The organism is Colwellia meonggei (assembly GCF_057537295.1).
Window position 1 is genome coordinate 25,240 of record NZ_BAAJLZ010000011.1, and the last position, 25,415, is coordinate 50,654.

A 25,415-nucleotide genomic window follows, 5' to 3' on the forward strand; every position below is an offset into this window, starting at 1 on the left:
TCTATAGAAGAACCGATTACACTTATGTTGTCAACCACTGATTTTAAAAATGATAAAGATTTATCAAGCTTGCGGGTTGACCTTCATAGCCATACAAATTGTTCTGATGGTGCGCTTACGCCGCAAGAGCTTATAGAGCGGGCGGTTAATTTTCAAATTGACGTATTGGCCATCACAGATCACGACACTGTTGCCGGGCTTGATAGTGCAAAACAAACTATTTTAGATAAAAATATTCCATTAACGTTAATTGATGGCATTGAAATATCTACCGAATGGCAAGGTTTTGAAATTCATATTGTCGGTTTGAATATTGATACCAGTAATGCTGAGTTAGCCGAGTTAATCACGCAACAACAGCAGCGTAGAGAAACGCGAGCGTTAACGATGGGTGAAAAACTCGCTAAATGCGGCTTTGCTGATGTTTATCAACAAGCCAAAGCATTGGCAGGTACTGGGTCAATTACTCGTGCACATTTTGCAAAAGTTCTATTACAGCAAGGTGCGGTCAGTAAAATGCAAGCAGCGTTTGATAAATATATTGGTAAGGGCAAGCGAGCTTATGTAAAACCGAATTGGTGCAGCATAGTTGAAGCTGTAGCAACAATTCATGCTGCTGGCGGTGTGGCAGTAATGGCGCACCCAATACGATACGATTTATCAACGAAATGGTTACGCCGCCTGATTGTTGATTTTAAGGCGGCACAAGGTAACGGTTTAGAAGTGGTTTTACCGCAAATGAATAACGAACAACGAAAATTAATGCTAAGCTTTTGTTTAGAATATGATTTACATGCGTCGATGGGGTCAGATTTCCATCAGCCAAGTCGTTGGAGTGATTTAGGCCGTAATTTAACTATGCCTGAACAAGCAAACCCTATTTGGCAAATATGGTAAAAATTAGTCATTACTCGATAATTATACTAATAATTGGAGCACATCATGAGTCAGTTTTTTTACGTTCATCCAGATAACCCGCAAGGCCGATTAATGAAGCAAGCTGCGGCTATTATAAGCCAAGGTGGCGTTATTGTTTATCCTACTGATTCAGGTTATGCATTAGGGTGTCATATTGGTGACAAAAAAGCCTTAGAGCGTGTTTGTAAAATACGTGATATAGATAAAGAACATAATTTCACTTTAATGTGCTCCGATTTATCTGAGTTATCTGAATATACACGGGTCGATAATAGTGCTTTTCGATTACTGAAAAACAATACTCCCGGGCCATATACCTTTATTTTTAAAGGCTCTAAAGAGGTTCCTAAGCGACTATTAAACCCGAAACGTAAAACTATAGGTATTCGTGTGCCAGACAACAATATCGCTCAAGCCTTGTTAGCTGAACTCGGTGAGCCAATTATGTCGACTACTTTGATCATGCCTGGTGAAGATATGGCTGAGTTTGACCCAGAGCATATTCGCGATATTTTAGAGCATCAAGTTGATTTAATTATTAATGGTGGTCATTTAGGCGAACATCCGACAACCGTGATTGATTTTTCTAATGACGATGTTGAAATTATTCGCGTGGGTGAAGGTGACCCAACACCGTTTCAATAGCATAGACGTTTCCTAAGACTATTAGCGCTTAAAATAATAAAATGTCAGAACTAACTGAACTGCCAAAAACCAGCAAAAAGCTCGATGACGAACAAGCATCAGGGGTGATGCTACAGCAAGTTCTGCCGTTTGCATTTTTGCGTGGTGAAGCCATATTAGATAAACCTCAAGACTTGTTTATTCCCCCTGACGCGCTAGAAGTTATTCTAGAAATGTTTGAAGGGCCGCTGGATTTATTACTCTATTTGATCCGTAAGCAAAAATTTGACATTTTAGACTTGCCAATCGCACCTATCACCACTCAATACATGGCCTATGTTGAGTTAATGAAAGACATCAAGCTGGAATTGGCTGCTGAATATTTAGTGATGGCATCAATATTAGCGGAAATTAAATCACGCTTATTATTGCCTAAACAAGCGGTAGAAGCTGAAGAAGGCGACCCGCGTGCTGAGCTTGTTAGAAAGCTTCAAGAGTATGAGGTGATCAAGCAAGCAGCAGAAAATATTGATGACATACCTCGAATGGGCCGCGATAATTTTATTGCCCAAGTAGAGTTGGCAGAAAATTTTGTGCCGAAAGTAGAAAATACAAAAGTTGATTTGCAAGAATTGGTATCGGCACTACATGGTGTTATTAAGCGTAATCAAGCCTTTGAACATCATCATATTCAAAAAGAGTCATTGTCGACGCGTGAGCGAATGGCTGATATTTTGGCGCGGCTTAAAGAGGCAGACAATAGTAATAATTACATCGAATTTAGTGACTTATTCACTTTATCCGAAGGTAAAAATGGTGTCGTAGTAACATTTTTAGCCATATTAGAATTGATAAAAGAGTCATTAATTGATTGCTTACAAACTGAAGTTTATGGCCGGTTACGGGTTTGTTTACCTAAAAATACGGCATAAGTTTATACTTGTTTCCCTAATGAATAGTGAATTATTAAAAAGAGCTATATGAACGATAAAATACGCTTTAAAGATGTTAGTGATGAAAAGTTAGCACGTTTGGTAGAAGCCGCACTATTTGTAGCCGACAAGCCACTGTCTGTGCAGGCACTTAAACGTGATTTTTTAATTGAATATCGTGTTAGTAATTTACGTATTCGTGATACAATTATTGCCATTCAAGCGCACTATAAAAACCGTGGTATTGAATTAACTAAAATTGCTACTGGTTATCGCTTTCAAACCCCAACAGATTTAAGTGCCGACTTAGCACATCTTTATAAAGAAAAAGCGCCAAAGTACTCACGAGCGATATTGGAAACATTGGCATTAATTGCTTATAAACAACCGATAACTCGTGGTGAAATAGAAGATATTCGTGGGGTGGCTGTTAGTAGTCATATTATTAAAACACTAACAGAAAGAAACTGGATTAAAACGGTAGGACATAAGGAAGTACCAGGTCGACCGGTGTTATATGCAAGTACACAAGAATTTCTTGATTACTTTTCATTAACGTCCCTTGAGCAATTACCTGAATTAATGTCGGTGGTTGAACTAACAAATTAAGGTATTAGTTTAAAATTAAGCTAAGATCAAACCAATCGAAGGGTTTATTTACTATCGTTAATATTCCCTAAACTTAAGAGACAGAGACGTAGTGAAAGTTATGTTATTTAGACTTTCATAAAGTTACTGACGTAAGAGAGTTAAGACAGATGTCTGAAAAATTGCAAAAAGTATTAGCGCGTGCGGGCGCAGGTTCTCGCCGTGAAATGGAAACATATATTAGCGCTGGTCGTGTTAGCGTTGACGGTAAAACTGCCTACTTAGGCGACCGTGTGGAAGGTAATGAATTGATCCGTGTAGACGGTCATCAAATAAAGCTCAAGCCTGTTGAAGATGATTTATGTCGTGTATTGATGTACAACAAGCCAGAAGGCGAAATGTGTACCCGTAAAGACCCTGAAGGGCGACCGACGGTATTTGATCGCCTACCTAAACTTGAAGGCAGTCGTTGGATAGCTGTAGGACGTTTAGATATTAACACGTCAGGCATGTTACTGTTTACTACCGATGGTGAACTAGCAAACCGCTTAATGCATCCGTCTAAGCAAGTAGAGCGTGAATACGCAGTGCGTGTTTTCGGCGAAGTAAACGAAGCTATGCTACAAACGTTGCGCCATGGTGTGAAATTAGAAGATGGCCCAGCTAAATTTCAAAAAATAACTTATCGTGGTGGTGAAGGGCGTAACCACTGGTTCCATGTGGTACTTTCAGAAGGGCGTAACCGAGAAGTACGTCGTTTATGGGAAAGCCAAGACGTACAAGTAAGTCGCTTAATTCGAGTTCGTTACGGCGATTTAGAAATGAAACGTCAATTGCCGCTTGGTGGCTGGACAGAATTAAACCTAAAAGACGTTAATTACTATCGCAAATTAGTTGATTTACCACCTGAAACCCAGAGTAAGGTAAAAGTTGATGAAAAAGCGATGGACAATGCCAAGAGCCGCAGAATACGCCGTTCGGTAAAAAAACATCAACATCGCAGTCAGCAGGCTACTCGCCGCAGACGTTAACAGTTAAACGCAATGCGTGTGGCAAGTTTGTTTAGCTTACTTGTCACTTTTCATTTTGGCATTGTGAGAAAATAAGATATTGTACCCGTTAACGTTAACAGATTAATTTATTTCACAACTTCTGAGCGCTCATTTTGGGTGTCGGCAACGGTGGAAATATTTACCTCATTCATTGGTTATTATAGGACATTTCGTGCAAGCAACTCTTGAAAAAATCTACGTTGAAAACGCCCAACAGTTACACCAAATTTGTCAAAGTTATTCTCAAGCACCTGTTCTTGCCATTGATACTGAGTTCGTAAGAACTCGCACCCTATATGCGAAATTAGGCTTAATTCAAATTAATGATGGTAAAACGCTAGCGCTTATTGATCCTGTAGCGATAACTGATTTAACGCCGGTTTGGCAGTTAATGGAAAACCCCAATATCGAAAAAGTGCTTCACGCTTGCTCTGAAGATTTAGAGGTATTTTTAACCGCTGGTAATTGTCGCCCGGTTAACTTAATTGATAGTCAAATTATCATGGCATTTTTAGGCCATGGTTTGTCGATGGGCTACGCAGCGATGATCGCTCATTATACTGATATCGAGCTTGATAAGTCAGAATCGCGTACCGATTGGATGAAGCGTCCATTAACGGAAAAACAGCTAAAATACGCACAAGCGGACGTTGAACATTTATTTAATATATTACCATTGTTAATGGCGGATATTGAAAACTCAGGTTGGTTAGCCGCAGCAAGGCAAGAAAGTGAATTGATGATAGAGCGCAAATTTAGTGCTATCGATGAAAACCAGCTTTATCGCAATATTAAAATGGCATGGCGTTTAAGTCCTCAACAATTATTTAGGCTACAACAATTAACTATTTGGCGTTATCAGCAGGCCAAGCAAAAAGACCGTCCTATTGGGTTTATTGCGAAAGACCATACGTTGTTAGCAATAGCACAAGTTAACCCAAGTAATGTCGGTATTATGGGCAATATTGAAGGTGTTGAATTGCTAGATGTTCGACATAAAGGCAAAGCAATGTTGATGGTATTAAAAAGGGCTAATGAACAGCAAAGCCCTGAATTACCAAAACAAATTGTTCGCCTTGACGAGTACCCAGGCTATAAGCAAATTTTTAAGAAAGTTAAACACTTTATTGCCCAAGTTGGTGATGAAGCGAATTTACTGGTTGAGAACTTAGCGTCGAAAAAGCAAATAAACCAATTTCTTTCTTGGCATTTTAAACTTAACGGTGCGGAAAATACGCCGCAGTTAGTTGATATAATACAAGGTTGGCGTAAACCGCTGTTAGGTGATAAGTTGCAAGCGTTCGCCGAAAACGATTTTAAATAAAGTTCGTTTCAAATAAATTTTTACATAACAATTCATCTGTTTTTATATTGTTGTGATAGCTTAATGATTTGATGTTAAGCGAAATATTTTAACAAAATTCCATAAACCATTTTTTTCATAGGTCTCCATTATGCTGTGTAGTGTTTATAAAAGTTCCAAAAAAGCACAAACTTATCTTTTCATTAATAAACGAGATGACTTCTCTGATGTTCCTGAAGCGCTCTTAAAAATGTTTGGTACACCCATTATGGTTACCGTGCTAAACCTTGCTACCAAAACTAAATTAGGCTTCGCCGAGCTAGACAAGGTAAAAGAAAACTTATCAGCTCAAGGTTATTATTTGCAACTTACACCACCAGAAGAAGATATGTTAAAAGAACATAAAGAAAAAATGAAAAAAGCCAATAAAAATCAATCTGCTGATGAGGAGGGCTAATGCGCTCAATTAAGTCTCTGAAAATAGCAGTATTGTCATTTGGTCTTGTATTCTTATCACAGCAGGCAATAGCTGCAGACAAGGCTGCTAGTGCCAAAACAAAACCCAGCTTTGAGCAATATATGGCAAGCTTAAAGCAAGAAGCGTTAGCGAAAGGATTTGAGCAAGCCTTAATTGATGAGTCATTTGCTAACGTTGTGTTTCATCAACGGGCAGTAAAAGCAGATCGTAATCAGCCTGAAAAGGTTGAAACACTTGATACTTATTTACCTAAACGTTTACCTAATTGGAAAATTAAACGTGCCCGTGCCATGTACAAAAAGCACCAGGTGTTGTTAGAAAAAGTTGCACAAAAATATGGCGTACAAGCTAGGTTTATAGTGGCTCTTTGGGGCTTAGAAACCAATTTTGGTAAAATAATGGGTAACTATAATGTTATTTCGGCTTTATCAACTTTAGCTTATGAAGGGCGTAGAGAAGCGTTTTTCAAGAAACAGTTGTGGGCGGCGCTACAAATTTTAAAAGAAGGCCATATTGATGTTGCTAGCATGAAAGGTTCTTGGGCCGGCGCTATGGGGCAAAACCAGTTTATGCCAACGTCTTTTGTAGGTTATGCTGTTGATGGCGATGGTGATGGCAAAAAAGATATTTGGGGTAATCAAGCCGATGTTTTTGCTTCAATGGCAAATTATCTTAAGAAAGAAGGTTGGAATGATGAGTTAACTTGGGGACGCCAAGTTAAGTTACCAAGTGATTTTGATGTCGCTTTAGCTATCCCAAAAAATACCGGCGGTCGTAAAAACTGGTTAAAAGCTTGGGCTAAAACTGAAAAAACTTTAGCACAATGGCAAGCTTTAGGTATTCGTCGTACTGATGGCACTAATTTACCTAATGTGGATATCAAAGCTGCTTTGGTTTTTCCTGATGATGCCAACGGTCGCGCATATCTTGCTTATAATAACTACAAGAGCTTAATGCATTGGAATTTGTCGTACTATTTTGTTAGTTCAGTAGGGCATTTGTCAGATCACATTAAATTTCCACCTATCCAATAAGTTGTATTAAGTTAACCTTATGAGTAAGAAAAACAGTCGTTCAAAGCTGAAGTCAAAAAAGTTTATTATTGAACGTTTTTGGGAAACTAAATCATTAGATGAGATGACCCGGCCGGAATGGGAGTCGCTATGTGACGGATGCGCTAAGTGCTGTTTACATAAGTTTATTGATGATGAAAACACCACAGATGAGACAGAGCTTATGCCAACAACTCATATTGCTGATGGTGAACAAATGAATTACTCGAATATTGCCTGCTATTTACTTAATGATAAAAGTTGCCAATGTTCGAAGTATGACAAACGCACTGAGCTCGTGCCTGATTGTGTGCAGTTAACACAAGAAAATTTAGACGATGTTTTCTTTATGCCGCCGAGCTGCACTTACCGTCGATTAAAAGAAGGGCGAGGTATGCCATCTTGGCACCCGCTATTAAATAACGGCAAAAAATCAGCAATGCATCAAGCGGGTATGTCAGTTCGTGGCAAAATAGTAAAAGATGATGATGTTGAGTTGGAAGACTTTCCTGAGCATATTGTAACGTGGCCGTTAAATGACTTAGATTGAGCTATAAGCTTATCTTAGATGTTTAAAACTACTTTGAATCTAGCTACTTCAATCTATACGTACCATTTTTTGTAATACCCAAATAAATAGCTATTAAAGAGTCTAGTATTTAATAGCTTTTACTTACTTGTTTAAATCATTTTAAAATTGCTAACGGGTGTTAAACAGGCTGCAACTCAGTTAAATAGCGCTGGCCATTTTCAACATAGTGTTGAGCTGATTGCGTAAATAAAGCTTGAGTTGATACATCAAGAGCTTTAATAACTTTTGCAGGCGACCCCAGCACTAAGTGGCCGTCAGGTACTTCCATATTTTCTGTGACTAAGCTGTTTGCTCCTATTAAACAGTTTTTGCCGATTTTAGCACCGTTAAGTACAACAGCATTCATGCCTACTAACGTGTTTTCTCCAATAGTACAGCCATGTAACATTACTTTATGACCTACGGTGACATTATCGCCTATGGTCATCGGAAATTTTGCATCAACATGTAAGATAGAGCCATCTTGAACATTACTATTTTCACCTATTTTAATTTGCGCGAGATCTGCTCTAATAACCACGTTAAACCAAATGCTACTATGTTCCCCTAAAACAACGTCGCCAATTAATGTTGCGTTTGGAGCGATAAAACTACTATCGGTTATGCTAGGGCTAACATCAGCAAGTCGATAAATCATAATATATTCCTGTTTAAGATAATTATTACCAGCTTAAGTAATTTATGCTGGTCTGCAAACTAGACCTTAGAACTATAAAGATTAAAAACCATTATCGCTAACTTATACTGAAAATAAATAAGCTTAATGTATGAAAAGTAGACAATTAATGGTAAAACATTAAGCTAACTAAAAAGAAATAAAAATAACATTAACGTTCAGTTTAATTATTTACCTAAAGTTTTTGATTATAAAGTTGCATCGAAAAGTGACTTTAATGGGTAATTTGTGATGAAAAAGGGTGATTTATGATTATTGGTATACCGAAAGAGACCTCATCAGGTGAGAACCGAGTGGCGAGTGCACCTACGGCTGTTACTGCGTTAGGTAAGCTTGGTTTTACAGTACAAATACAAAAAGGTTGTGGCACCAAGGCAAGCTTTACCGATCAAGAGTTTATTGATGCAGGTGCAACTGCCGTTACCAAGAAGAATATTTGGCAATCCGATATCATTTTTAAAGTGAACCCACCTAGTCTTGATGAAATAGCGTTAATGAAAGAAGGCGCTTATTTGATAAGTTTTATTGCACCGGCACAAAATGAAGCTATTTTGATGGCATTGAGAGATAAGCAAATCACAACATTAGCGATGGAAATGGTACCAAGGATGACGCGCAGTCAATCTATGGATGCACTTAGCTCAATGGCAAACATTGCAGGTTATCGTGCCGTAATTGAAGCCACTCATCATTTTGGTCGATTTCTAACGGGGCAAATAACTGCTGCAGGAAAAATGGCACCGGCAAAAGTTATGATCATAGGTGCGGGTGTTGCGGGGTTAGCGGCAATTGGCACCGCAGGTAGCTTAGGAGCAATTGTTCGCGCATTTGATACTCGCCCTGAAGTAAAAGAACAAATTGAGAGTATGGGGGCAGAATTCTTAGAACTCGACTATGAAGAGCCAGAAGATACTGGCGCTGGTGATGGTTACGCTAAAGAAATGAGCCAAGCTTTTATTGACGCAGAAATGGCACTATTTGCCGAACAAGCAAAAGATGTTGATATTATTATCACCACTGCCATGATTCCAGGCAAACCGGCACCAAAACTTATTACCGCTGAAATGGTTGAATCAATGAAAACCGGCAGTATCATTGTTGATTTAGCAGCAGCTGGCGGTGGTAACTGTGAATTAACCCAAGCGGGAAAAGTAGTTAATGCCAACGGTGTTAAAGTTATTGGTTACACTGACCTTGTTTCGAGGCTACCCAATCAGTCGTCGCAATTATACGCTAATAACCTAGTCAGCTTAACTAAACTATTATGCAAAGAAAAAGACGGTACGTTAAATATTGATTTCGAAGATGTCGTAATTCGAAACATGACCGTTGTTAAACAGGATGAAATTACCTTTCCACCACCTGTTATTCAAGTTAGCGCTGCTCCAGCTGCAACTAAGGTAGAGCCCGTTAAAGTTATTGAGGTGAAGCCTGAAGAGCCAATGAACCAAAATAAAAAACATGCACTTATGGCTGCAGGAGCCTTATTGTTTGCATGGGTTGCTAGTGTTGCACCGGCAGACTTTCTTTCACATTTTACTGTTTTTGTTTTGGCTTGTGTCATTGGCTATAACGTTGTCTGGAATGTTAGCCACTCATTGCACACACCTTTAATGAGTGTAACTAATGCCATATCAGGCATTATTGTAGTAGGTGCAGTATTGCAGGTTGGTAATAGTAGTTTACTGATTCAGGTACTTGCTGCAATTGCCATTCTAATTGCTACCATCAATATTGTTGGTGGCTTTGTTGTCACTAAACGTATGTTAAAAATGTTTAGAAAATAAGGGGCGCTGTTATGGAATTTTCTCAAGGTTTGATCAGCGCAGCTTACATTGTAGCCGCGTTATTATTTATTTTTAGTTTATCAGGTTTAAGCAAGCAGCAAACGGCTGAAACCGGCAATTGGTATGGTATTGCTGGTATGGTGATTGCGCTTATTGCCACTATTGCAGATCCGCGTGTTGATAACGTTTGGATTATTTTTGTCACTATGGTGATAGGTGCAGTGATAGGGTTGCAGTTAGCTAAAAAAGTAGAAATGACACAGATGCCGGAACTGGTGGCAATATTACACAGTTTTGTAGGTTTAGCAGCGGTATTAGTGGGCTTTAATAGTTATTTTGAAATGGACCATTCTGTAATGGCTAATTTCACTGAAAGTCAGCAAATGGCGACAAATATTCATTTAGTTGAAGTGTTTTTAGGCGTGTTTATTGGTGCTGTAACCTTTACTGGTTCAGTTGTGGCTTTTGGTAAGTTACGCGGCATTATAAATTCAGCGGCGTTGATGTTACCTCATCGACATAAGATGAATTTGGCTGCGGGCGTGTTGTCATTTATTTTAATGGTAATGTTCGTACAACAAGGTGGCGGTAATACTGCCTTGTTCTTAATGACAGCGATTGCACTAGTTTTTGGTTGGCATTTAGTGGCATCAATTGGTGGTGCTGATATGCCAGTTGTTGTTTCTATGCTTAATTCTTACTCTGGTTGGGCTGCCGCAGCAGCAGGTTTCATGCTTAGTAACGACTTGCTAATTGTTACTGGTGCTCTTGTTGGTTCTTCAGGAGCAATTCTTTCTTATATTATGTGTAAAGCAATGAATCGCTCGTTTATCAGTGTTATTGCGGGAGGTTTTGGCACTGATGTTGTTATTGATAGTGATACTGATTATGGCGAGCATGTTGAAGTTAATGCCGACGCTGTGGCTGATATGTTACGTGGCGCTAAGTCAGTTATTATTACACCAGGCTATGGTATGGCCGTCGCGCAAGCACAATACCCTGTTTACGAGATGACGCAATCGTTAAAAGAGAAGGGCGTTGATGTTCGCTTTGCCATTCATCCTGTTGCTGGACGCTTACCTGGGCATATGAATGTTCTATTAGCAGAAGCAAAAGTTCCATATGATATTGTGCTTGGTATGGAAGAAATCAACGATGATTTTTCAGAGACGGATGTGGTATTGGTGATTGGCGCTAATGATACTGTTAATCCAGCGGCTGCTGAAGATCCCGCCAGTCCAATTGCGGGTATGCCAGTACTTGAAGTTTGGCAAGCAAAAAATGTTATTGTGTTTAAGCGTTCAATGAATACTGGCTATGCGGGCGTACAAAACCCATTATTCTTTAAAGACAATACACAAATGTTATTTGGCGACGCGAAAGACTCTGTCGAGCAAATATTTAAAGCATTATAGACTTATACGTTTCCGCTCGTTTTCGTAGGCTATTCGTTAGTACCTGAAAATTAAGGTACTAACGTTTATACTAATGCCGCTAAACATTCGCTAGCTAACTCTTGGGCGAGTAACATTGCTTCTTGGTAAAGTTTAGGTTCATTGCTCCTAAAGTGCTCTACGCGTCTAATTGCTTGAGGCAACCCTAAATTAGCGGCATTAATTAACCAAGCTAAACCCTGAATAGGGTTTTCTTCTACTCCTTCTGCTAGAAAGTATGCTCGTCCTAGGGCTCCCATAGCTTGCACATGTCCCAATGTTGCTGCTTTTTTAAAAATGTTAAATGCCGATTGTTTATCATTATCTTTGCGCATTTGTAGAGCTTGTTGATAGCTTTCCTCAAGCTCCAAGTCTTGCTCAGTGTCGGGTGAGTAAAATGGTGATTCATCGTCTTGAGCTTTAACGTCTGGCGCTAACGGCTGAGTCGCTGGAGAGAGAGTTTCGTTTATCGATTTATTTAAGGAAATATTTTCAATATTAATAAAGCCATTATCGTCAAAAATGTCTTTATAGGTATTTGACGCTTGTGAGGAAGCAATAAACTCCATCGTCACTTTATCGTATTTATTATTTAATTGGCTGATTGTTTGTTGTTGTAGAGCAATTTGTTGTTTGAAATAGGAAATTTCTTGCTCTTTTTTATCTAACTGGCTAATGAGTTGCGCTATTTGATTTGCATGTTGTTCATGCATGATGTTGATATGGCTTTTATGTGCTTCATCTATACGATTTTGCTGCTTGTGATTGTTTTGTTCGAATCGTTGGATAATCGTTAACACACTTTTATCGTAATTTTCCTTCATTTTTTCAAACCAAGTAAATATTTGGCTTGGTGCTTTTCTCTTGCTATCTGACATAAAACATTCCTTGTTTATTAATCAATTTATCACGACCAATCGTAAGTTTTATTATAGTACTACAACGGCTTTTCTAGCTTATCTTAGCAGAGTTAACATTTCAAAATTAAATAGTAAATCCGCTATCTTAAAAGGTAACAAGTTGTAAATTATAAAAAAATAATGTTTTTTTTACGTTAATACTTGCAAAATAATTTTGATGTCATATCTTTAAATGGTACACAGGTTCAAGAAGAACAATCTTAATTGCTAAGGATAAGCATGTATAAATTTCCTCCTCAGTTAACAATAGTGCAAGTAGAAGCATGTCGCACTGAACTTCTAAATGAAATCAAAAATACTGATACAGTTGAATTCGACGACAGCGCTGTTGAACGAATCGACACTTTAGGCGCACAGCTTATTCTTGCCAGTGTTATTTATATTGCCGCCCAAAATAAACAATTGATTTGGCAATCTACCTCAAAAATAATTAAACAAAGCTTTGAGCAATTAGGGCTTGAAGATGCAATTTTACAGCAATACTTTGCTGCTTAGGTTTTGTAGTTTTTAACATTTGCAAAGGAATTAAAATGTCAAAAATTTTAGTAGTCGATGACTCTAATTCGATACGCGATATGGTCAGCTTTACCTTGAAAAGCTCTGGTTATCAAACTGTAGAAGCTTGTGATGGTCAAGAAGGCTTATCGAAAGCAAAGTCGGGCACATTTGATCTAGTAATAACGGATGTGAATATGCCCAATATGGATGGCATTACACTGTGCCAAGAGTTAAGAAAGTTAACCAGTTTTCAATACACCCCAATTTTAATGTTAACCACTGAAAGCTCAACTGATATGAAACAACGAGGTAAGGCTGCTGGGGCTACAGGCTGGTTAGTGAAACCTTTTAATCCTGATAAATTATTAGCCACCATTAAACGTGTCGTGCGGTAATTAATATGAGTATTGACCTGTCTCAATTTATTCCAACGTTTTTAGAAGAGAGCTTCGAAGGCATTGAGCTAATGGAAGCAAGCTTACTAAATTTAGCGCCCGGCGATGATGAAAGTATTAATGCTATTTTTCGGGCCGCGCACTCTATAAAAGGGGGAGCAGGTACGTTTGGCTTTAACCACGTCACAGAATTTACTCATTTGGTAGAAACACTACTTGATGAAATGCGTGATGGTCGCAGAGACGTGGTGCAAAAAGATGTTGAGATACTACTTGATTCAGTCGATTGTATGCGATTGCTGATTGAAGCTATTCGTGATGAAACTGAGTATGACGATAGTAAAGTCATTGCAACATCAACGTTATTAACTGCGACATTAAATAATGAAAATCCCAAACAAGAAGTCGCAGTAATAGACACTGGCGGTGCTGATAGTATTGAAGAAGCAACAATAGATACGCACAGTCCATCAGGGCAGTCTCGTTGGTTAATTAGTTTTATTCCTGAACACCATTTAGTGCAAACTGGTAATGATCCGCTGCTATTGTTAAATGCGTTAAGAGAATTGGGCTCAGTTTCATTGCAAGCAGATTGTAATGGTATCCCAAGTTTAACGGAATTTGATGCTACTGAGCTTTACATTTCTTGGCAAATAGAGCTTTTGACTAATGCTAACTATGAAGATATTACTGAAATTTTTGAATGGGTTGAAGATGAATGTCAGTTAACCATTAGTCAAGCAGAAGCCGCTGTAGTTAACACAGATAAAGCTGATGACGAAAGTGAAAGCAAAAATGTAATTGCCACGGATATTGAGCCCAGTAAGGACAACGTTGAAGCGATAAACAACGAAAAAATAACAGAACAAGCGACTGAAAAAACAGCGAAAAAGCTTAAACCTGCCAGAGGTAATGTCGCCAATAAAGCCAAAGTTGAGTCAGGTTCTATTCGGGTTGGTGTTGATAAAGTTGATAGCTTGATCAACTTAGTTGGTGAACTTGTTATTACTCAATCTATGCTGTCTGAATTAGGTAATGATTTTGAATTATCAAAAGTTGCTCGCTTAAATTCTGGATTAGAGCAGTTATTGCAGAACACGAAAGAGCTACAAGAAAGCGTAATGCGTATACGTATGCTGCCAATAAGTTTTGCTTTTAATCGTTTTCCGCGCTTGATTCATGATTTATCGCGCAAAATGAATAAAGAAATAGAGTTAGTGATCAGTGGTGAGCAAACAGAATTAGATAAAACTGTGATGGAGCAAATAGGCGACCCGCTTGTGCATCTCGTTCGAAATGCTGTGGATCACGGTATTGAAGCTACAGAAATTAGAATTGCTAATGGTAAACCTGAAAAAGGCACAGTAACACTTGATGCCTACCATCAAGGTGGCAGCATCGTCATTGAAATTAAAGATGACGGTGGCGGAATTGACCGAGACGCTGTGCTAACAAAAGCCATTGAAAAAGGCCTTGTTGATGAATCTATTAGTTTGACCGATAACCAAGTCTACGATTTATTATTTGAACCGGGCTTTTCTACAGCTAAAGAACTCAGCGATATTTCGGGGCGTGGCGTCGGAATGGATGTTGTTAAGCGAAATATTCAATCGTTAGGCGGAAGAATACAGATAGAATCTAGCTTAGGTAAAGGCAGTAATTTTAAAGTCTTTTTACCACTAACTCTTGCTATTTTAGACGGCCAATTAGTCAAAGTTGGACGCGAAGTTTATATTATTCCACTCATTACTATTGTTGAATCTTTACAAGTACAAGCAAGTCAAATAAATCGTACCTCAGGTGATATGGTGCTATATCGACTTAGAGAAGATAACGTGCCTGTTATTCCTATTTATCAACTGTTTAATATTCCCGCTCAAAACAAAGAAATTAAAAATGCTTTGCTTGTTGTAGTTGAAGCTGACGGCCAAAAAGTGGGGCTAATGGTTGATGACTTACTTGCTCAGCAGCAAGTGGTAGTAAAAAGTCTTAACGATAATTATCAGCAAGTTGAAGGTGTTTCTGGCGCAACTATTTTAGGTGATGGCTCGGTAGCGATGATTTTAGATGTGCCAAGCATGATAACCATGGCTTTAAAGCAGGCAAAAAAACAACAGCAAGTTAATGTAATGGCAGAAGAGGTTGTGCACTAATGGATATCCAAGCGCTGGTCGATGAAATTCCGGTTGAAGGAGAGTACGCACTTGAAGGGTTAGACTTTATTTCAAGCGGAGAACAATACCTAACATTCTCATTAGGCCTTGAACAATATGCTGTTGATATTTTATCGGTAGAAGAAATAAGAAGCTGGGAACAACCTACCCATATCCCTAATGCTCCGTCTTTTGTCAAAGGTGTAATTAATATGAGGGGTGTGATTGTACCTATTATTGATTTGCGAATTAAATTTGGTATTGGTAAAGCCCACTACAGCAAAACAACGGTTGTCATGGTACTAAAGGCTCAGCACCATAACAAGTATCGCACAATGGGCTTTGTAGTTGATGCGGTATCAGACGTATTAAACGCAGAAGAAGATGATATTAAGGCAACGCCCGCCTTTGGAGGAACTCTAGCTCAGCATTATATTGCTGGCATGGTAAATGTGGGTGATAAAGTGGTCACCCTGCTTGATGTTTTGGCATTGCAAGTTATTGAACAGCATCAATCAAACTAGTAGGGATATCAGTATGAAACGAGAAAAAGAATACCTGACTTTTATCCTTAACGGTGAAGAATTTGGCATTGATATTTTATCTGTTCAAGAGCTTCGGGTGTGGAGTTCAGTTACGGAATTACCGAATAAACCAGAATATATTAAAGGGGTGATAAACTTACGTGGCGTTATTATTCCCATCATCGATCTTCGTCAACGCTTTGGGATAGCGCCACTGCCGTATAACGAGCAAACCGTTACCATAATCTTACGTAGCCCCGATAGCACAAATCCAATGGTTGTGGGCATAGTTGTTGATGCAGTTTCTGAGGTTTATAAGTTTTCGTCGGAAAATATTCGTAAGCCTCCGGCGTTTGGCCAGCAAATTGATAGTTGTTTTTTAGAAGGTTTAGCGTCTGTTGATGAAAAATTAATTATTTTACTCAACAGTAACTCGTTGCTTGAACAAAATGAACTTTATCAAGTGATTAAACCTGCTGAAACACCTTCAACTGAAACAAATGCAGTTGCGGTTTAACAAGAAAATATTGGAGTTAATTTACCATGACACCAAAACAAATCGGTTTAGTACAAGCGCACTGGCAAGAGTTACAAAACGAATTATCGCAGGTTAATGCACTTTTTTATCAACATTTATTTATCGCACAGCCGAACTTTAAAAGTGTATTAATAACGAAAGCAAAAACGGATAAACGCTGTGTTATCGATATGCTTAATCAGCAAATACCCAACTTAACGGCAGTGAAAAAGAATGCAGTAAAAAATAGTGTAAAGGCAATTAATCAGGACTTAGTTAATCTGCAAACAAGTGTAGTTCAGGCATTTATTGATGCGTTAATTGAGTTTAATAAAGACAACTTTCCATTTGCCCTAAAGCGCGCTTGGATAGCTGTCATACAACATTTAACTGAACCACTAGTAGAGTCAGCACTACCTAAACATTTATTTGAACATATTCAATCGACAGGGAATTTTACGACAATGAGCCAAAGTAATGACGTTTCAGCGGTGCAAGATAACGATTTGCAAATCGCAGACATGGTAGCGAAATTGAACGCTATTGATAAAGTTCAGGCAATTATTGAATTCAACCCCGATGGCACAATTATCACCGCCAATGATAATTTTTTACAAACGGTCGGCTATTCGCTAGAAGAAGTTCAAGGTCGACATCATAGCATGTTTGTCGAACAGGGAGTCGAAAATAGTGATGAATATCGAGAGTTTTGGCAGAGCTTAAATAACGGTAAGTATGAGTCGAAAGAATATAAGCGCATTGGTAAAGGTGGCAAGGAAGTATGGATACATGCGTCATATAATCCTATTTTAGATAACAATAATAATGTGGTGAAAGTGGTTAAATTTGCCACAGATGTCACCAAAGAAAAATTACGTAGAGCTAATTTTCAAGGACAAATTGCTGCTATTAGTAAGTCTCAAGCAGTGATTGAGTTCAATATGGACGGCACCATTATGACTGCCAATGAAAACTTCTTAGCAACAGTGGGCTACACCCTTGAGGAAATTCAAGGACAACACCACAGCATGTTTGTTGAGCCGGAATTCAAAATAAGTGCAGAATATAAATTATTTTGGGACAGCTTAAACCGCGGTGAATATGAAACTAAGGAATATAAGCGATTAGGCAAGGGCGGCAAAGAAATTTGGATACAAGCTTCCTATAACCCAATTCTTGATTTAAATGGCAAGCCTATGAAAGTGGTTAAGTTTGCCACTGATGTAACACAACAAAAGTTACGCAATGCTAACTTTTCTGGTCAAATCAAAGCAATTGGCAAGTCACAAGCTGTGATCGAATTTAATATGGACGGCACCATTATCACTGCCAATGATAATTTTCTAAATACCGTTGGTTATACACTAGAAGAAATTCAAGGCCAACATCATAGTATGTTTGTTGAGCCAGAGTTTAAAGTGAGTAACGAATATAAACAGTTTTGGGAAAGTTTAAATCGTGGTGAGCATGAAGCGCGTGAATACAAACGCTTAGGTAAAGGCGGCAAGGAAATTTGGATACAAGCGTCTTATAACCCAATTTTTGATTTAAATAACAAACCATTGAAAGTGGTTAAGTTTGCATCTGATGTTACCAAGCAAAAATTACGTAATGCAGACTTTTCTGGACAAATAAATGCCATTGGTAAATCACAAGCGGTTATCGAATTTAATATGGACGGTACCATTATTACTGCTAATGATAACTTCCTAAATGCGGTGGGCTACACCTTAGCTGAAATTCAAGGCCAGCATCATAGTATATTTGTTGAACCATCGGATAAAAATAATCTTGAATATCAACAGTTTTGGGACAAATTAAATCGTGGAGAGTACGACAGCGGAGAGTACAAGCGTTTAGGTAAAGGAGGTAAAGAGGTTTGGATTCAAGCGTCGTATAATCCAATTCTTGACCTTAATGGCAATACTTTTAAAGTGGTTAAATATGCCACTGATATTACTGGTCGCAAAGAAGCCATTGCAGAAATAAAAGATATTTTGATCACTATGTCGCAAGGGGACCTGTCGCGCAGTATCGAAACTGACTTAGTTGGTGAGTTTAGTATTATTGGTGATTCAATTAACGAATTCATCGGCGTATTAAACGAAATGGTGGGTGATATTCGCAGTGCCTCTACCAATGTTTTCGACTCTTCTCGTGAGATAGCACAAGGCAATAATGAGCTCAGCCATCGCACGGAATCGCAAGCTTCATCATTAGAAGAAACGGCGTCGGCAATGGAAGAGTTAACCAGTACCGTGCAACAAAATGCTGAAAACGCTACGGAAGCGAGCAAGTTGTCGTCAACGGTTATGGACAAAGCCAGTAATGGTGGCGATGTTGTACAAAATGCAATTTCAGCTATGAGTGATATTAATAAGTCGAGCAAAAAAATAGCTGACATCATTAGCGTGATTGATGAGATTGCCTTCCAAACTAATTTATTAGCACTTAATGCTGCGGTTGAAGCGGCTAGAGCTGGAGAGCAAGGACGTGGCTTTGCGGTTGTTGCCGCTGAAGTGCGCAATTTAGCACAGCGCTCTGCCGGTGCAGCTAAAGAGATTAAAGGTTTAATAAACGACAGTGTCGAAGCTGTTGGGCAAGGGACTAAATTGGTTGATGAAACCGGTAAAACTTTTGCTGAACTTGCCAGCGCCATTGGTGAAGTTGGTAAGATGATTGGTGATATTGATAGTGCAGGTAAAGAGCAAGCGGCGGGCATTGGTGAAGTTGGTGCGGCAGTTAGTCAAATGGATGAAATGACTCAGCAAAATGCAGCCTTAGTCGAAGAAGCTGCGGCATCAAGTAAATCAATGGAAGAGCAAGCGCAAAATCTACTCGAACAAATAGCATTTTTTACTCAAGAACAGGAAATTGAAACTACTACTAGGCGTGGCCATACCAGAGCCACAAGCCAAGCTGAAAGAGGCTACCGTACAAAGCCAAGATTGTCAGCTGTTGAAGAGCCCGCTCGTCCAGTATATAGAGAACGGTTAAATGCTAACGTCGTCAATAGTGACCAGGAATGGGAAGAGTTTTAACGCATTATGATCGTGCAGCAGCGAGATGAAGCGGTTAGTTTAACGACGAGCGAGTTTAATTATATTTGCCAGTTTGCTTATGATTGTGCTGGCATTGTGTTGAATGAGGCGAAGCGGGAAATGGTATATCGGCGACTTACTCGTATTGTTCGCGAGCGAAAATTGCCAAGTTTTTCAGCCTATTGTAAGTTGTTAAAAGCAAAACCTGAACAGGAAGAACGTTATTTCATTAATGCAATAACAACTAATTTAACTAGTTTTTTTAGAGAGCAGCACCACTTTGATTTTTTGAGTAAAACTGAGTTGCCTCGATTATTAAGTCGCAATAATACGAATAAACGTATTCGAATATGGTCTTCGGCAAGCTCAACTGGTGAAGAGCCTTATAGTATTGCGATAACGTTACAAGAAGCGCTGGCTGATGATTGCTCTCATTGGGATGCTAAAATTCTTGCAACCGACATTGATAGCAATGTACTTGCGCAAGGCAAAGCAGGTATTTATCCACTGGAAAGTGTTGCTGATATTCCGCAATACCTAAAAAATAAATATTTTAAGCGTGGTCTTGGTTCGTCAAAAGAGCAGGTGAAAGTAAATAGTTCGCTGCAAAATTGTATTCGATTTAAGCAGTTAAATTTACTTGCTCCATGGCCAATGCAAGGACCATTTGACATTATTTTTTGTCGTAATGTCATTATTTATTTTGATAAACAAACACAAATTAATTTATTTGAACATTATTACCATATGCTTGCCCCCGGTGGCTTGTTGATCTTAGGGCATAGTGAGAATTTAGGGTCTTATCAACAATATTTTGAAAATGTTGGAAGAACCATGTTTCGCAAACCATTTTAGTAAAGAATCAAGGATGATTAATATTGCTGATCAAAACTAAAAGCGCAGATGTAGAGCATTTTAAGGCGCAATGCTTAGCAGAGTTTGCTCATATTAATCACTATTGGGACAGTCAAAGAGGGGCGGTAGTGGCAAAAATTCTCCCTGGAGAATTTTATGTTTCTAAAGAATACATTCCCATTGCAACTACTTTGGGGTCATGTGTCTCCGCATGTATTTGGGATGATGAAAAAAATATTGGTGGCATGAATCACTTTATGTTGCCGCTAACGAATAAAGAGGCACACGAAGTTGATTGGGGACAGCGAGGAATGCATTCAGATGCAACTCGCTATGGAAATTTTGCCATGGAATATTTAATTAATTTAATTTTAAAAAATGGCGGCCAAAGACATAACCTTAAAGCAAAAGCATTTGGTGGGGCTCGGGTATTGGAAAATATGTCGGATATTGGTGCTCGTAATATTAACTTTGTTCTAGGTTATTTAGAGGATGAAAATATCCCGTTGATTAGTTCAGATTTAGGTTCAATTCACCCTCGCAAGGTGATATTCGAGCCTCAATCAGGCCGAGCATTAGTCAAAGTTATCGACCATTTGCATAATGATACGATAACGAGAAGGGAAAGTGATTATCAAAGTCAGCTGCAAGATATAGCCAGTGACGGTGAGATAGAGCTATTTTAAAGGACGGGTGTGACATGGAAAAAATCACAGTACTTATTATTGATGACTCTTCAGTGATCAGGAGCATTATTAAAGAAGTTTTGCGTGATGTCGAGACGATTGAAGTTGTTGGTGAAGCAAAAGATCCTCTTGTTGCTCGAACACTCATTAAGCAATTAAACCCTGATGTTTTAACACTTGATGTTGAAATGCCAAAAATGGACGGTATTACATTTCTAAGTAATTTAATGCGACTTAGGCCAATGCCAGTTGTTATGTTATCGACATTAACAACTAAAGGCGCAGATACAACCTTTAAAGCACTTGAACTTGGTGCGATAGACTTTATTGCTAAACCAAGTTTTGAAGACTTAACTGGCCAAAAAGAGCAGTTCAAGCAACTTTTAGTTGAAAAAATAAGTTATGCGGCAAGTGTTAGAAATACAAATTTCACCAGTAATCAGCGTGTGGTTGCTAATCGCCAGGTAGAAATTAATCAATTTAAAGGCTGCCGCCGCAGTAATCACTTAATAGCGATTGGCGCTTCTACTGGAGGAACTGATGCGATAAAAAGTTTACTTATTACGCTGCCCTCGAATGCTCCTGCAATTGTTATAGCTCTTCATATTCCTAGTTTATTTAGCGCACGATTCGCTGAGCGTATGAATAAAAACTCGCAGGTGACTGTGCAAGAAGCGACTCATGGTGAACAAATTAAAGATGGCCACGTTTATATAGCGCCCGGCAGTAAGCATTTAAAAGTGGGATCTAAACTGAGTGGGTTATTTTGTATTCTAGAAGATACGGCACCTGTAAACCGTCATAAACCAGCCGTTGATGTGCTTTTTAATTCTTTACAACCGTTAGCAGCTAATGTTCAAGCCGTTATTTTAACTGGTATGGGGCAAGACGGCGCGAATGGGTTACTAGGCCTAAAAGAACGCGGAGCTATGACTATTATTCAAGATAAAGATTCAAGTCTAGTTTGGGGGATGCCTGGTTATGCCCACAAATTAAATGCTCATCGACAAGAGCTACCATTAGCTAGTATTACTCAATCCCTATTAAAGCACGCTAATCAGGGCTGGGATATGATAAAAGAGAAAGCTTATGAAGATTGATAAAGTGCTAGTACTGCTAGGAATTATCGCCACCTGTATGCTTTTAGTTGAATCGCTGGTTGTTTCGGTAAATTACTTCTCTGCTGTCTTGATATTAGTGGTGCTAAGTATTTTTGTTTGGCAATTACGTCAGCGAGAAACAAGGGATAACTTAAAGCTGTCTGGTTGTGCTGTTAGTTCGGACGATATTCAACAAGTAGAGTTAAGTTTTCAGAAGATTAGCAGTTTGCTGTCTAAGCAAGTGGTCATTGTTGAGAATGAAGTGAATCGTGCCAATAGCTTTGTTGGAGACGCGGTTGGTGATATTTCTACGAGTTTTAAAAGCTTACAAGCTTTATGTGAGTCACAGCAAACGTTAATTAACCAAGTGCTATCAAGTGTTATTAGCTCGGAAGAGCAAGAAGACTCAGCAATAGAGTTGTTTATTCACCAAACTAATCAAACATTGCATGACTTTGTAGAAGTTATTGTTAATACAAGTAAAAAAAGCTTAGAAACCTTGTCGTATACCGATGACATGATCAGCCAATTTGACAGTATATTTTCTTTACTTGGGCAAGTAGAAAACCTTGCCAATCAAACAAATTTGCTGGCACTCAATGCCGCTATTGAAGCTGCTCGGGCGGGAGAAAGTGGCCGAGGGTTTGCCGTAGTAGCCAATGAAGTTAGAGAGTTGTCGATTAACTCTACCGGATTAAATGAAGACATTCGTGAAAAAATTTCTGGTGTACAAAGTATTATTAGCCAATTACGAGCATCAGTTGAGGCAATGGCATCCGCAGATATGACGCCCACCCTTAAAGCAAAAGATAAAGTGACAGAAATGATTGATTTGATGGGGAACGCTAGTCTTGATAGCAGCCGCGTTATTCAAAAACTGTCGTTGATTACACCACAAATATCGACTCATGTTGCAAACGCGGTTCGTTCATTACAGTTTGAAGATATGACTAGTCAAACGTTAACTTCCATTAAAAGTAACTTAGCTGCGGTGACATTATTAAATCAACTATTAGATGATATTAAGGTTAAGCCAGAGTGCTTAACTGAGCAATTAATGCAGCTGCAAAAGCAGTGTCATAAGATTATTGATGAAACGAAAGAACGTGATACACGGCGTAGTGTAAGCCAAATAAACATGGATGCTGGAGAAGTCGAACTATTTTAGTGTTTGTGTTAAGCGAGAGTAGGGTAATTTAAGCGAATAATTTTAAGGATTAATTATGACAGTAGAAAAGTTTATCACCAATGACGGTAGCGAATTATCCATCATGATTGATGGCAAGTTTGATTTCTCTCTTCATCAAAATTTTCGAGACGCCTATGTTGATTTTCAGGGCACTAATGTAGTGATTAACTTGGATTTATCAAAAACAACTTATATGGATAGTTCCGCGTTAGGGATGATTTTGCTATTAAAAGATCATGCAGAAAAAAGCGCAAACCAAATAGTCATCCAAAAGCCTAATGAAACGGTGAATAAAATATTAGAGATTGCTCAATTTCATCGCTTGCTGACTATTGAGGCATAGGCAATGGAACCAGCTGCTATTAATTTAGATGTGAAATTAGCGTTGATTGTTGATGACTCTGATTTACAACGTGATGTTTTAAATCATTTGCTGGTTGAGCAAGGCTATAAAGTTATCTCTGCTAATAATGGCCTGGCTGGTGTTGAAAAATACATTAAATACCAGCCAGACTTAGTGTTAATGGATATTAATATGCCGGTGATGGATGGTTATCAAGCCGCACGAAAGATCAAACAATGCTCTGATAAATACAGCTTATGCCCGCTTATATTTGTTACCAATGACAGTAGTGAGCATGCCTACATTGAAAGTATTGAAGCCGGTGGTGATGGCATTTTGGTTCGCCCGTTTTCTTCCCAAGTTTTTAAAGCAAAAATAAAATCAATTCAACGTATTAGTGACTTGTACGGACAAGTGAAACTATTGCAGCAAGTACAAGATACTGATGTAGAAATTGCCGAAAAATTAATGTCAGATGTTATCGAGGCAAGAAATTTTGGCCTAGATAGAATTGGCATTCTAAAAAAAGCAGCAGCACTATTTAGTGGCGATATACAATTAAGTGCACTGTGCCCTAATGGTGATGTGAATGTTTTGCTAGGGGATTTTACTGGCCATGGTCTACGTTCATCAATCGGCGCTGTACCACTGGCGGAAACGTTTCGAGCAATGACCCGAAAAGGCTTTTCACTGCTTGATATTATTAGCCAAATTAATACTCAGCTTTATCATTTATTACCAGCTGATCTTTTTTTAGCCGCAACTTTTGTCACAGTTTCCTCTCATGAGAGTTCAATCCATATAATAAATGCCGGCCTTCCTGATGCCTATGTGTTTTCTGAACAAGGTGAAATCAAGCATAAAATACCTTCGAGTCACCCACCGATGGGAGTGATTGATACTTTATTACCTGAAACCAAAATGACGGTCATTTCCGTACAGGATTTAGATCGAGTGATATTAATCAGCGATGGTATTGTTGAAGCGCGGAATAAGCTTGACCAAATGTATGATTACCAACGTTTTGAAAAAGCGGTAAAAATAGGTATCACTAAAGGTAATATTTCTGAAAGTGTAGGCGCGAGTGTTGAAGCTTTTTGTCAAGGTATGGAGCAAGAGGATGACATATCTTTAGTTGATATTCCTTGTTTTGGATGGCAACAAAGCTATCAAAAAGCTAGTAGCATTGATGATGGCTTGTCTGACGAAAACAAAACCAGTCTTTTCCTTGCCTCCTCGCCGGCCTGGCAATGGCAATTATCACTAACCGGTGAACGGTTAGCAGCAGTGAATCCGATTCCTATTGTTATGAATCATATTCATGAAATTGAAGGTAATGGTGAACACTGGTTAAGTTTACAAACAATATTAACTGAACTGTATACCAATGCATTAGAGCATGGGGTCTTGGCTTTAAGCTCTGAACTAAAAAAACGCCCCGATGGATTCACTGAGTATTATCATGAAAGAGAAGTGCGTTTGAAGTCATTAACATCAGGGTTCATTGAAATTGCCATTGAGTATTTTCCATTACCCAAAGGCGGTCGCCTTAAAATTAACATGAGCGATAGCGGTACGGGTTTTGATATAGAAAGTGCCAGAAAAAATAAACCTGATGCTTTAGCTTCAGATGTTCAGCTTTGTGGCAGGGGAATTGAGTTGGTAGAGAAGTTAGCAGAAAGTTTGCAGTATTTTGATGGTGGTCGAACAGTTGAGTCGACCTACCTTTGGGCTAATTAGCCAACTTTTTTAGGAGTTA

Annotated in this window: 25 protein-coding genes; 23 read left to right on the forward strand and 2 right to left on the reverse strand. The window is 38.7% G+C overall.

Features of this window, described 5'->3' with window-relative positions:
- The first annotated feature begins 24 nt into the window (after positions 1–24).
- The 9 genes from rnm to AC27E9_RS17990 all read left to right on the forward strand — a co-directional run bounded on the left by rnm (position 25) and on the right by AC27E9_RS17990 (position 7,497).
- Positions 25–897, forward strand: a complete 873-nt coding sequence (gene rnm / locus AC27E9_RS17950) for an RNase RNM (RefSeq protein WP_487132580.1) — start codon at positions 25–27, stop codon at positions 895–897.
- 45 nt (positions 898–942) lie between these two features.
- A complete protein-coding gene (locus tag AC27E9_RS17955; RefSeq protein WP_487132582.1) occupies positions 943–1,563 on the forward strand; it encodes an L-threonylcarbamoyladenylate synthase in 621 nt (206 codons plus the stop codon).
- Positions 1,564–1,604: 41 nt separating this feature from the next.
- A complete protein-coding gene (locus AC27E9_RS17960) occupies positions 1,605–2,474 on the forward strand; it encodes a segregation and condensation protein A (protein ID WP_487132584.1) in 870 nt (289 codons plus the stop codon).
- A gap of 48 nt (positions 2,475–2,522) precedes the next feature.
- Positions 2,523–3,083, forward strand: a complete 561-nt coding sequence (scpB, locus tag AC27E9_RS17965) for an SMC-Scp complex subunit ScpB (protein ID WP_487132585.1) — start codon at positions 2,523–2,525, stop codon at positions 3,081–3,083.
- Positions 3,084–3,232: 149 nt separating this feature from the next.
- Positions 3,233–4,093, forward strand: coding sequence for a 23S rRNA pseudouridine(2605) synthase RluB (gene rluB, locus AC27E9_RS17970; RefSeq protein WP_487132587.1), 861 nt, complete (start codon positions 3,233–3,235; stop codon positions 4,091–4,093).
- Positions 4,094–4,286: 193 nt separating this feature from the next.
- Positions 4,287–5,438 (forward strand): ribonuclease D, encoded by a 1,152-nt coding sequence (gene rnd, locus AC27E9_RS17975; protein WP_487132588.1) that lies wholly within the window; start codon positions 4,287–4,289, stop codon positions 5,436–5,438.
- Positions 5,439–5,568: 130 nt separating this feature from the next.
- Positions 5,569–5,874, forward strand: a complete 306-nt coding sequence (locus tag AC27E9_RS17980; RefSeq protein WP_487132590.1) for a YcgL domain-containing protein — start codon at positions 5,569–5,571, stop codon at positions 5,872–5,874.
- The gene (locus tag AC27E9_RS17985; RefSeq protein ID WP_487132592.1) at positions 5,874–6,929 is read left to right on the forward strand and encodes a lytic murein transglycosylase; all 1,056 of its coding nucleotides are present in this window, start codon (positions 5,874–5,876) and stop codon (positions 6,927–6,929) included. Before AC27E9_RS17980 ends, AC27E9_RS17985 begins: the two co-directional genes overlap by 1 nt.
- Before the next feature lie 19 nt (positions 6,930–6,948).
- The gene (locus AC27E9_RS17990; RefSeq protein ID WP_487132594.1) at positions 6,949–7,497 is read left to right on the forward strand and encodes a YcgN family cysteine cluster protein; all 549 of its coding nucleotides are present in this window, start codon (positions 6,949–6,951) and stop codon (positions 7,495–7,497) included.
- A 160-nt stretch (positions 7,498–7,657) separates the two neighbouring features.
- Here the strand turns inward: AC27E9_RS17990 and AC27E9_RS17995 are convergent, their stop codons facing one another.
- A complete protein-coding gene (locus tag AC27E9_RS17995; protein ID WP_487132596.1) occupies positions 7,658–8,176 on the reverse strand; it encodes a gamma carbonic anhydrase family protein in 519 nt (172 codons plus the stop codon).
- A 287-nt stretch (positions 8,177–8,463) separates the two neighbouring features.
- On the opposite strand from AC27E9_RS17995, the gene AC27E9_RS18000 reads away from it, so the two are divergent.
- Both AC27E9_RS18000 and pntB read left to right on the forward strand, forming a co-directional pair.
- Positions 8,464–10,002, forward strand: coding sequence for a Re/Si-specific NAD(P)(+) transhydrogenase subunit alpha (locus AC27E9_RS18000; RefSeq protein WP_487132598.1), 1,539 nt, complete (start codon positions 8,464–8,466; stop codon positions 10,000–10,002).
- A gap of 11 nt (positions 10,003–10,013) precedes the next feature.
- Positions 10,014–11,417 (forward strand): Re/Si-specific NAD(P)(+) transhydrogenase subunit beta, encoded by a 1,404-nt coding sequence (gene pntB, locus AC27E9_RS18005; protein WP_487132599.1) that lies wholly within the window; start codon positions 10,014–10,016, stop codon positions 11,415–11,417.
- Between the two features lie 65 nt (positions 11,418–11,482).
- Here the strand turns inward: pntB and AC27E9_RS18010 are convergent, their stop codons facing one another.
- On the reverse strand, positions 11,483–12,313 hold the full coding sequence (locus AC27E9_RS18010; protein WP_487132601.1) for a tetratricopeptide repeat protein: 831 nt from the start codon (positions 12,311–12,313) through the stop codon (positions 11,483–11,485).
- Positions 12,314–12,574: 261 nt separating this feature from the next.
- Here AC27E9_RS18010 and AC27E9_RS18015 point away from each other — a divergent pair, with 261 nt between their 5' ends.
- From AC27E9_RS18015 to AC27E9_RS18070, 12 genes are read left to right on the forward strand one after another with little or no spacing between them, the layout of a single operon-like run.
- A complete protein-coding gene (locus AC27E9_RS18015) occupies positions 12,575–12,850 on the forward strand; it encodes an STAS domain-containing protein (protein ID WP_487132602.1) in 276 nt (91 codons plus the stop codon).
- A gap of 35 nt (positions 12,851–12,885) precedes the next feature.
- Positions 12,886–13,248 (forward strand): response regulator, encoded by a 363-nt coding sequence (locus AC27E9_RS18020; RefSeq protein ID WP_487132604.1) that lies wholly within the window; start codon positions 12,886–12,888, stop codon positions 13,246–13,248.
- A gap of 5 nt (positions 13,249–13,253) precedes the next feature.
- On the forward strand, positions 13,254–15,401 hold the full coding sequence (locus AC27E9_RS18025; protein WP_487132605.1) for a chemotaxis protein CheA: 2,148 nt from the start codon (positions 13,254–13,256) through the stop codon (positions 15,399–15,401).
- A complete protein-coding gene (locus AC27E9_RS18030; RefSeq protein WP_487132607.1) occupies positions 15,401–15,925 on the forward strand; it encodes a chemotaxis protein CheW in 525 nt (174 codons plus the stop codon). The genes AC27E9_RS18025 and AC27E9_RS18030 overlap by 1 nt, the downstream gene beginning before the upstream one ends.
- Before the next feature lie 13 nt (positions 15,926–15,938).
- Complete coding sequence (locus AC27E9_RS18035; RefSeq protein ID WP_487132609.1) at positions 15,939–16,442, forward strand: chemotaxis protein CheW; 504 nt, start codon at positions 15,939–15,941, stop codon at positions 16,440–16,442.
- 26 nt (positions 16,443–16,468) lie between these two features.
- Complete coding sequence (locus AC27E9_RS18040; RefSeq protein WP_487132611.1) at positions 16,469–19,483, forward strand: PAS domain-containing protein; 3,015 nt, start codon at positions 16,469–16,471, stop codon at positions 19,481–19,483.
- A 6-nt stretch (positions 19,484–19,489) separates the two neighbouring features.
- Positions 19,490–20,338, forward strand: coding sequence for a CheR family methyltransferase (locus AC27E9_RS18045; RefSeq protein WP_487132613.1), 849 nt, complete (start codon positions 19,490–19,492; stop codon positions 20,336–20,338).
- 26 nt (positions 20,339–20,364) lie between these two features.
- Positions 20,365–21,024 carry a chemoreceptor glutamine deamidase CheD gene (cheD, locus tag AC27E9_RS18050; RefSeq protein WP_487132676.1) on the forward strand — a complete coding sequence of 220 codons (660 nt, stop codon included), beginning with the start codon at positions 20,365–20,367 and terminating at the stop codon, positions 21,022–21,024.
- A 14-nt stretch (positions 21,025–21,038) separates the two neighbouring features.
- A complete protein-coding gene (locus AC27E9_RS18055; protein ID WP_487132615.1) occupies positions 21,039–22,124 on the forward strand; it encodes a protein-glutamate methylesterase/protein-glutamine glutaminase in 1,086 nt (361 codons plus the stop codon).
- Positions 22,114–23,292, forward strand: coding sequence for a methyl-accepting chemotaxis protein (locus AC27E9_RS18060; RefSeq protein WP_487132617.1), 1,179 nt, complete (start codon positions 22,114–22,116; stop codon positions 23,290–23,292). Before AC27E9_RS18055 ends, AC27E9_RS18060 begins: the two co-directional genes overlap by 11 nt.
- Positions 23,293–23,347: 55 nt before the next feature.
- On the forward strand, positions 23,348–23,656 hold the full coding sequence (locus AC27E9_RS18065) for an STAS domain-containing protein (RefSeq protein WP_487132619.1): 309 nt from the start codon (positions 23,348–23,350) through the stop codon (positions 23,654–23,656).
- Between the two features lie 3 nt (positions 23,657–23,659).
- Positions 23,660–25,396, forward strand: a complete 1,737-nt coding sequence (locus AC27E9_RS18070) for a SpoIIE family protein phosphatase (RefSeq protein ID WP_487132620.1) — start codon at positions 23,660–23,662, stop codon at positions 25,394–25,396.
- Positions 25,397–25,415 lie beyond the last annotated feature (19 nt).